This is a genomic window from Cellulomonas sp. ACRRI (genome assembly GCF_022346185.1).
Classification (GTDB): domain Bacteria; phylum Actinomycetota; class Actinomycetes; order Actinomycetales; family Cellulomonadaceae; genus Cellulomonas.
The window spans coordinates 1-1,726 of record NZ_JAKRMS010000245.1; the positions used below are offsets into that span (position 1 = coordinate 1).

Consider the following 1,726-nt stretch of genomic DNA (forward strand, 5'->3'; position numbering starts at 1 on the left):
GCCGAGCGCGGTGGCGAGGCGTGGGCGCGTGGCGAGCAGGGCGCTGGGGCGTGGGCGGCCGAGCGCGGTGGCGAGGCGTGGGCGCGTGCCGCGTGGAGCATCGTCGCCGAGCCGGGCGACACCACGGCCGGCGCCGTCGTGGCGGCGCTGGGTGCGCCCGCCGCGCTCGCCTGGGCCCTCTGGGCGGTGACGGCGACCCCGGCGGACGCGCTGCGTCGGCTGCGCGACCTGGCGCGCTCCGGCGACCGGGCGGGTGGCCCGGTCACGGACCCCGCAGCCGTGCCGAGGGCGCGCGACGGCGTCGAGATCGGTGCGACTCGCCGAGATCGGTGGGCGGAAGCACCGGTCTCGGGCGGGAGCACCGATCTCGACGCATGGCCAGCGTCCCCCTCGGCGGATCGGGTGGGCGCCCCGGTCGGCGGCGTCGACACCTGGCCGGCGAGCGTCCTGCGTGTCCTCGCTCGGGCGCTGCCGCGCTGGGCGCCCCGGCTCGCCGAGCTGGACCCGCGTCCCGCGCTCGACGACCTCGGGGAGCACGGCGGCGTCCTGCTGGTCCCGGGGTCCCCGGCATGGCCTCGCCGGCTCGACGACCTCGGCCCCGCGGCTCCGCTCTGCCTCTGGCTCCGGGGCGAGCCGGACCTGGCGGCGCTGGCGGGCCGGTCGGTCGCCGTGGTGGGCGCGCGGGCCGCCACGCCGTACGGCGAGCGCGTCGCCGGCGACCTCGGGGCCGGCCTCGCGGAGCGGGGCGCCACCGTCGTGTCGGGCGGCGCCTTCGGCGTGGACGTCGCGGCGCACCGCGGTGCCCTGGCGGCAGGTGGCCGGACCGTCGCGCTGCTCGCCGGTGGCATCGACCGTCCGACGCCCGCGGGCAACCTCGCGGTGCTCGAGCGGATCGTCGACGACGGGGGAGCCCTGGTGGCTGAGAGCCCGCCCGGCACCTCGCCGAGCCGGGCGAGGTTCCTGCAGCGCAACCGGGTGATCGCCGCCCTCGCCGGCGCGACGGTCGTGGTGGAGGCGGCCTGGCGCAGCGGCGCGCTCAGCACGGCGGCCCGGGCTGCCGAGCTCTTCCGTCCCGTGGGTGCCGTGCCCGGCCCGATCACCTCGATGGCCTCGGTCGGGTGCCACCGACTGCTCCGCGACGGTGCCGCCGTCTGCGTGACCGACGCGGCGCAGGTGGTGGAGCTGCTCGACCCCCCGGGAGGAGCGGGACCGGGCGGCGCAGGGCACGGCGCGGCGGGACCGCCGGCCGGGAATACCGCGGCCGGGTCGCCCACCGCGCCACCAGGCCCCTCCGGGTCACGGCGGCCCGCGGTGGCCGACCGCGCGGACAGCCCGGCGGCGCGCGTGCTCGACGCCCTCGACCGCCGCCGCGCCCTGCCCGTCCCGGAGGTCGCGCGGCGCGCCGGGCTCGCCGAGCACGAGGCCGTCGGCGCCCTGGGGCTGCTCGAGCTCGCCGGGGCGGCGCAGGTGGTCGACGGGCGATGGCGCCGGGTGGACGACGGCGCCGGGCGCGGCGGCTCCGGCGGGCGGGGAGCACCTCCGGGATGACGGCGGTCGCTCAGGGCGGCTCAGTCAGGGCGGCTCTAGGTCGCCAGGGCGGCTCAGGTCGCTCAGGGTGGCTCAGAGCAGCTGAGGGCGCTGAGGGGCTCAAGGCAGCTGAGGGCGCTGAGGGAAGCTGAGGGCGCGGAGGGGGGCGCATGGCGGCTGAGGGCGCGGAGGGCGTGCG

Annotated in this window: 1 protein-coding gene; it reads left to right on the top strand. The window is 80.2% G+C overall.

The annotated features are described in order from the left end of the window. Positions 1-1,548 (top strand): DNA-processing protein DprA (dprA, locus tag MHY85_RS20920; protein ID WP_239200377.1); only part of this gene is annotated, 1,548 nt, incomplete at its 5' end. Positions 1,549-1,726: the final 178 nt, after the last annotated feature.